The organism is Limnoglobus sp., from assembly GCF_059499385.1.
The window spans coordinates 27,000-33,828 of sequence record NZ_JCABYM010000097.1 but is presented as its reverse complement, the minus strand read 5'-3'; the positions used below and the strand labels follow the sequence as shown (position 1 = coordinate 33,828).

Sequence of the window (6,829 nt, the reverse complement as noted above, 5' to 3'; positions counted from 1 at the left end):
GCTCACCCCCCTCCCTAACCCTCCCCCCCAAGGGGGGAGGGAACAAAACCAAAACGACACCTCACGCGGCTTGTTGGGCTTTCGCCAGGGTGACGAACACGTCTTCCAGGTTCGGGGTGATCGGGCGGACTTGCTCGGCCCGCAGGCCGAGGTCGGTCGCGGTCACGTCCTCTTCCACCAGCGTGTGGACGGACTGGCCGAAGATCGTCGCCTCCCGCACGGTCGGCAGCTTGCGGAGCCGGTCGAGCGTTTGCGCCGTGTTCTCGGCGTGAATCTCCAGCCGCCGCGTGCCCGGCGGCGTGACCGCCGGCAGCTTCTTCAACTCGGCCGGCGACCCGAGGGCGAGCAGCCGGCTGAGGTACAGGTAGCCGACGCGGCCGCACCGCTCGGCCTCGTCCATGTAGTGCGTCGTGACGAACAGGGTGACGCCCTCGGCGGCGAGCTTGAACAGCAGGTCCCACAGGTCGCGGCGGGCGACCGGGTCGATCCCGGCCGTCGGCTCGTCGAGGAACACCAGCCGCGGCCGGTGGAGCAGGGCGCACACCAGCGCCAGCCGCTGCTTCCACCCGCCGGACAGCCGTTCCGCCCGCCGGGCCAGGTACGGCCCCAGCCCGGTCAGCTCGATCAGCTCCTGCTGTCGTCGCTTCGCCTCGGCGGACGGCAGCCCGTAGATGCCGGCGTAGAAGTCCATGTTCTCCCGCACCGTCAGGTCGGCGTACAGCGAGAACTTCTGCGACATGTACCCGACTTCCTGCCGGATCGCTTCGGGTTCCTTCACCACGTCGCGGCCGAGGACTTCGGCCCGTCCCTCGGCGAACCGGATCAGCCCGCACAGCGCCCGGATGAGCGTCGTCTTCCCGGACCCGTTCGGGCCGAGCAGGCCGAACACTTCGCCCCGCCCCACGTTGAACGACACCTTCTCGACGGCGGTGAACGTCCCGAACCGGATCGACGCCTGGTCGATGACGATGGAGTTGCTCACGTTATTTCCCCTCCGAGACGTTGAGGAAGACTTCCGCCGCCATGCCGGACTTGAACACGCCGTCCGGGTCGGCGACGCGGACCTTCACGGCGAACACCTGGTGCCGCCGCTCGTCGAGCGACTGCACGTTCCGCGGCGTGAACTCGCTGACCGTTGCGATCTGGGAAACCTCGCCGGCGAACCGCCGGCCGGGATGCGAATCGACCGCGACCTCGACGGTTTGATTCAGCTTGACCTTGCCCAACTCCGTGGACGGGACGAACACCTTCACCCACAGGTCGTCGGCCCGCAGCGCCTTGACGACCGGCTGCCCGGCCGCGACGAGGTCGCCGGGCCGGACGGCCAGCGTCTCGACGACGCACTTCTCCGGGGCCAGCACGCCGACCTCGCGGAGCTGCTTCTCGGCGAACCGTAGGTTCGCCTCGGCCTCGGCGACGGCGGCGTAGGCGGCCGCCTTGTCCTCGTCCCGCACGCCTCGGCGGACGAGCTTGTACCTCGCCTCGAACCGGTCCTTCTCGGCCGCCGCCTCGGCGATGTCCTCGGCGCGGTTGCCGACCAACGCGATCTCCAGGACGGCCTTCGCGCCCGCCACCCGGCCGCGGGCGCGGTCCCGGTTCGCCAGGGCAGTCTCTCGTTCCTGTTCGGAGAAGACGGTCTGCTTGTTGATCCGGGCGAACTCGTCCTCGGACCGCCGGAGGTTCGCCTGTTCGGCTTCCAGGTCGGCGCGGGCCTGTTGCTTCTGCTCCTCGCGGCTGCCGGTCTTCATCCGGGCGTACCGGGCGGCGGCGGCTTCCGCGACGGCCTTCGCCTCCGCGATCTCTTCCGGCAGCGGCCCGTGCTGGGCCTTCTCCCACGCCGCGCGGGCGGATTCGAGCTTGTGCTGCGCCTGGTCGCGGCGGGCGGTGAGTTCCTCCGCCTCGAACCAGACGAGCGGCTGCCCGGCCTCGACGAGTTGGCCCTCCTTGACCTTCACGGCCGCGACGCGGCCGCCGGCCTGGGAGCCGAGGCGAACTTCCTGCACCTCGACGGTGCCGGGCAGCCGGAGGACCTCCGGCGAGCGGTTCAGCGGCCAGTACCACGCCGCCCCGCCGCCGACCGCGGCCAACACGAGCAAACCGGCTGCGACTTTTCTCATGGCTTCTCTCCGCGTCTGTGCTTCTTGAAAGGCACTGCGGCCGCCGAGCGCGGTTCGGACGCCAGAAATGCGAAAAAAGTGCGAAAGGAGTCGCAGGCGGGGGAACTACCGGGGCGGAACCCCCGGCCCCCGCAGTTCCGTCGAGGAGCGGTCCACGCGGAACTCGTCCTCGGTCAGCACCGCGAACAGGTCGCGGAAGATCGGCCGCACGGCGTCCGGCCGCCACACGCGGAACGCGCCGCCTTGCACCCGGCCGCCGACCAGCACCCGGCAGCCGCGGTCGAGCAGCTTCCGCAGGCAGGCGTCCCGGCCGGCCTCGCCGCCGTAGTATTTCGCGTCGATCAGCCGGACGGCCGTGTCGAACCCGACGACGAACGTGCCGCCGGGGAACAGGTCGGCCTTCTTCTCGAACGCCGCCGCCCGCGTCACCCACACGGCCGCCACATCCCGGAACTGCCCCAGCCGGCGGCGGACCTCCGCCTCGTCCAGGTTCGGCTTGTCCACGTTCGCCGTGCTCAGCTCGAACGCGACCGGCCCGCCGAGGGCGCGGGCGGCCGCGGCCGCGAGGGCCGTGTGCCCGTCGTGCAGCGGGTTGAACGAGCCGGGGAACACCGCCGCCGGCAGCGGCGGGCCGGCGCGCAAGACGCCGTCCGGCTCCTGGCAGACGGCGAACAGCTCGCCCCGCAGGTGGGCGGACAGCAGGTCGGGGTTCGACATTTTTTGCTCACGCCCCGGCGGCCGTGCTATAACGGCAACAGCCCATCTCGGAAGGACCGCCTGCCATGACCGAACCCCTCCGGCCGGGAAAGTACCGCCACTTCAAGGGCGGCGAGTACGAGGTCATCGGCGTCGCCCGGCACAGCGAGACGGACGAGTCGCTGGTCGTCTACCGGCCGCTGCACGGGGACGACACCGGCCTGTGGGTGCGGCCGCTGACCATGTTCCAGGAGCGGGTCACGCTCGGCAACCGGACGGTCGCCCGGTTCGAGTTCCTCGGGCCGAAGTCCGCCGTCATCCCGACCCTGCCGCGGAACCGGGACGGTAGCCGCGAATGACCTGGCGATCACGTCGTCGGCCACGAAACACTTTTCTGTTGATACTTTCCCCCGAACTCTGTTCAATGTGCCAGTCACATTCTTGTCACCGTTTTACTGGCGACGTGTGGTGAAGTATGCCGATATTCCCTCAAAACATCCCCAGCGGCTGCCCGCCGGAGGACTCGCGGTTCCCGAACGACGTGACGGTGTTTCGGGTCGTGGCCCACAACCCGCCGATGGCCTCGGACTTCCAGACCACGGTAGAAATGGGTAAGTTCCCGAACCACCCCGAGCAGTGCCGGCGGTGGGGCATGTCGGTGTGTCTGAGCTTGTCGGACGCCCGGCAATTGATGAGGATTTACCCCCAGCTCGGCTCGCATGTTGCCGAGGGGGTGCTAGGCTCGCACCACGGACGGATCAAGCAAACGCCGGGGGTTGTCCACACCCACACCACATGGTGGCCGTGTCAAAACGTCATCCGGGAGAACGGTTTCGCCGTAGTATAGCACGGGGGAAGGAAGACAAGTCATGTGGACCGTTGTGGGTCAGATACAACCGCCCAAGTCGTTCGAGCCGTTCGAGCCACTCGACATCCTGGTCTGGTACGACGGGCCGAAAACGTTCACCGTCGGCCGGGAATCCGGCACGGTCTTTCTCGCGCACTGGTGCTGCAGTTCCGCGGAACTCGACCGGTACCTGTTGGTTCCAATCGCCGACGCGGAGTTGGACCGGCTCAAGGCGGGCACGGACCCCCTCCGCCCGGCCCTGACCGATTCGCCCCGGCACTACGTCCTCGACTTGAAGGCGGACCAATCCGTCGCGGCGGTGTGGCGGGTGAGGATTCAGGACGTGCCCGACGACGTGCTGCCCCATCCCGACGCCCGGTTGAACTTCCAGCCACACGTTTCCTGAGCGGACGGCTCAATTCCCGACGGTGAGCATCCCGCGGAGCACCTTGTAGTCCGTCTTGCCCGTCCCCAGCACGGGGATCGCGGCCACCGTCCGCACCTCGTCGAGCCGCATCACGCCGCGGAAGCCTTCCTTTTGCAGCACCGCGTTCGCGTCGCGGAGCGAAATCTCCTCCGTCGTGAACAGGGCCACGTGCCGCCCGCCGTCCCGCTCGACGCCCTCGACGGCCGCCCGCGGCCCGGCGTCCGTCGGCGGGAACAACTTCGCGAACGGCTCCTCCAGCGCGGGCAGCGAGATCATCTCGCCGCCGGCCTTGAGGAACCGCTTCAGCCGGCCGTGGAACACGATGTACCCGTCGGCGTCGAGGGCCGCGAGGTCGCCGGTCACGTACCACCGTTCGCCGGCGATCTCGCGGAACGGCGACTCCCCCTCGTGCCCGAGGTAGCCGGGGAACACCGTCGGCCCGCCGACGAGGAGGAGGCCCATCTGGTTCGCCGGCAGCTTCGCCCCCGTCTCCAGATCGACGACGCACACCGTCACGTTCGGCAGCGGCTTGCCGATCGTGCCCCGCTTCACGGCGGACACCGGGTTCACGGCCACGCACGGCGAGCACTCGGTCACGCCGTACCCTTCCAGCACCGTCGCGTTCGGGGCCAACTGCTTCGCGCGGTCGAAGATGTCGTCCGGGCACTTCTCCGCGCCGACGACGATCAGCCGCAGCGAGTCGAGGTCGCCGGGCTTCACGCGGTTCAGGATGAACCCGGCGAACGTCGGCGTGCCGATCAGGATCGTCGGCCTGTACGCCGCCGCCTTCCGCGCCAGCGACGATGCGTCCGTCGGGTCCGGGTGGTGGACGACCTTTGCGCCGGCGAGTACGGGGAACAGCCCGGCGATGGTCAGGCCGAAGCTGTGGAACATCGGCAGGAAGCCGAGGACGGAGTCGGCCCGCGTCAGCTCCTGCGGCGGCGTCGCACCCCGCATGTCGGCAATGATGTTGGCGTGCGTGAGCGGCACCGCCTTCGGGGCCTTCTCCGACCCGCTCGTGAACAGCACCACCGCCGGCCGGTGACAGTCCGTTGACAGGCCGCCCAGGGCCGAGCGCTTGGAAACGCCGGGGAGGAACCGCAGCGTGAGCAGCCGGCGGAGCAGCTCGAACTTGCCCATCGTCGCCCGCACGTCTTCGAGGAAGACGAACTCCGTGCCGGGGACGAATATCTGCGTGCGGTCGATGAACCGCTTCGACGTGACGACCCGCCGCAGCTTCATCAGGATGACGGCGTGTTCGAGGTTCGCCGGGCCGGTCGTCCAGTTGAGCGCGACCGGCAGCTTCCCGGCGAGGTGCAGGCCGAGGAACGCGAGGTCGGCGGCGACCGACGCCGGCAGCAGCAGGCCGACGTTCTCGCCGGGCAGGTCGCGGAACCGGGCGGCCATCGCCGTCGCGCCGACGAACAGCTTCTCGTAGGTGACGGCCCCGGCGAGGTCGTCCGCGGCCGCGACCTCCGTGCGGTTCGCCAGCACGCGGTTGACGAACGCCTCCGGGATGGTTTCGCCCAGGATTTCCAGCGGCCGCGTGTCGGACGGCGGGGCGAACCACGCCTTCGGCGCGGGCTTCGGCGGCCCGGACTCGAGCAGCCCTTCCGCGAGCGCCCAGAGCTGCCCGATGCCGGTGGGGACCACGTCGCTGCTGAACCCGGAGTGCTGCTCGACGGCGAGCGCGATCTCCATGCCTTCCAGGCTGTCGAGGCCGAGCTGCGCGAACGTCGTCTCGGCCTTGTTCTCCTCCGGCGTCAGCGGCCGCTTCAGGTGCTCCTCGATCACGTGCGTGACCGTCTCGACCGTCTTCGGCTTCACCTTCGACACGTCGAGGTCGGCCCCGCGGACCGGCGGCGGGAACTCGACCTCCCGCGGGCCGGACAGGAAGTGGTACGGCACGAACGTCGGCCGCTCGCCGCCGTCCGCGTTGTACCACGCCTCCAGCCACGGGTTGAGCTTCTCTCGTGTCGGCTCCGGCCGCTCGGTCGCGGCGAACGCTTGCAGCGTCATCGTCACCCGGCGGCGGGGCATGAAGACGATCAGGTTTGTGAGTAATTGTCGTGCCCCGCGCAAGAGCGACGGGATCAGCCGCGGCTTCTTGGCGTAGGCCCAGCCGAACGAACTGCCCCACAGCCCGCGAGTGCGGACGAGCACGAGCGTGGCGGTCGGGACGGCCTTCAGCACGTCGGCGGCGGTGCGGGCCGCGCCGAGGTAGTCCTTGCCGTCCCGCGACAGCGTGCCGGACGGCCACAGCACGACGTTGTCCCCGGCCTTCAGCGCCTCGATGACTTCTTGAACCGACTTCTCCGCCCGCAGCCGGGCCTCGGCGCTAGCCTTCTCCGTCTCGGGAACCTTGATCGCGCGGAGCAGCCACGCGAGCGGGGCGAGGATCGGCGACTCGAAGTTCGTCTCGAGCAGCATCGGCCGCATCCGGAACGTCCGCCACAGGTGGGCGATGACGTTCGGCGGGTCCACGTACGCCGGGTGGCTCGGCAGGATGAGGTACGGGCCGGGGTGCTTCAGCACTTCGGCCGTCCCCGCGACGGTGACGCGGTAGCGGAGGCCGAGGAGGAACTGCGCGAGGTACGAGAAGAGGACGCGGAACAGGTGCAGCATGTCGAACGCCCCGGCGGATGCCGTTAGGGTACGGACCGCGGCCCGCAACGGACCTTGTGCCGCCGCCGCCCGCGGCGCATTACTGAGCGGGCGTTCAAACCTCTGGGGGAGGGGCGG

At 69.5% G+C, this 6,829-nt stretch carries 6 protein-coding genes; 2 read left to right on the top strand and 4 right to left on the bottom strand.

The features are described 5' to 3' along the window. Positions 1 to 61: 61 nt before the first annotated feature. From AC5JJ2_RS17470 to AC5JJ2_RS17460, 3 genes are all read right to left on the bottom strand, one after another. Positions 62 to 982 carry an ABC transporter ATP-binding protein gene (locus AC5JJ2_RS17470; protein WP_495859301.1) on the bottom strand — a complete coding sequence of 307 codons (921 nt, stop codon included), beginning with the start codon at positions 980 to 982 and terminating at the stop codon, positions 62 to 64. A 1-nt stretch (position 983) separates the two neighbouring features. Beyond that, positions 984 to 2,117 carry an HlyD family secretion protein gene (locus AC5JJ2_RS17465; protein ID WP_495859300.1) on the bottom strand — a complete coding sequence of 378 codons (1,134 nt, stop codon included), beginning with the start codon at positions 2,115 to 2,117 and terminating at the stop codon, positions 984 to 986. A gap of 105 nt (positions 2,118 to 2,222) precedes the next feature. Beyond that, positions 2,223 to 2,834 carry a hypothetical protein gene (locus AC5JJ2_RS17460; RefSeq protein WP_495859299.1) on the bottom strand — a complete coding sequence of 204 codons (612 nt, stop codon included), beginning with the start codon at positions 2,832 to 2,834 and terminating at the stop codon, positions 2,223 to 2,225. Positions 2,835 to 2,899: 65 nt separating this feature from the next. Between AC5JJ2_RS17460 and AC5JJ2_RS17455 the strand changes: the two genes are divergently transcribed. Both AC5JJ2_RS17455 and AC5JJ2_RS17450 read left to right on the top strand, forming a co-directional pair. Next, positions 2,900 to 3,172: a DUF1653 domain-containing protein gene (locus AC5JJ2_RS17455; RefSeq protein ID WP_495859298.1), complete on the top strand. Its 273-nt coding sequence runs from the start codon at positions 2,900 to 2,902 to the stop codon at positions 3,170 to 3,172. Positions 3,173 to 3,682: 510 nt separating this feature from the next. Continuing rightward, on the top strand, positions 3,683 to 4,066 hold the full coding sequence (locus AC5JJ2_RS17450; RefSeq protein ID WP_495859297.1) for a DUF6575 domain-containing protein: 384 nt from the start codon (positions 3,683 to 3,685) through the stop codon (positions 4,064 to 4,066). Between the two features lie 9 nt (positions 4,067 to 4,075). On the opposite strand, the gene AC5JJ2_RS17445 is transcribed toward AC5JJ2_RS17450, so the two are convergent. Further along, complete coding sequence (locus tag AC5JJ2_RS17445) at positions 4,076 to 6,712, bottom strand: AMP-binding protein (RefSeq protein ID WP_495859296.1); 2,637 nt, start codon at positions 6,710 to 6,712, stop codon at positions 4,076 to 4,078. Positions 6,713 to 6,829 lie beyond the last annotated feature (117 nt).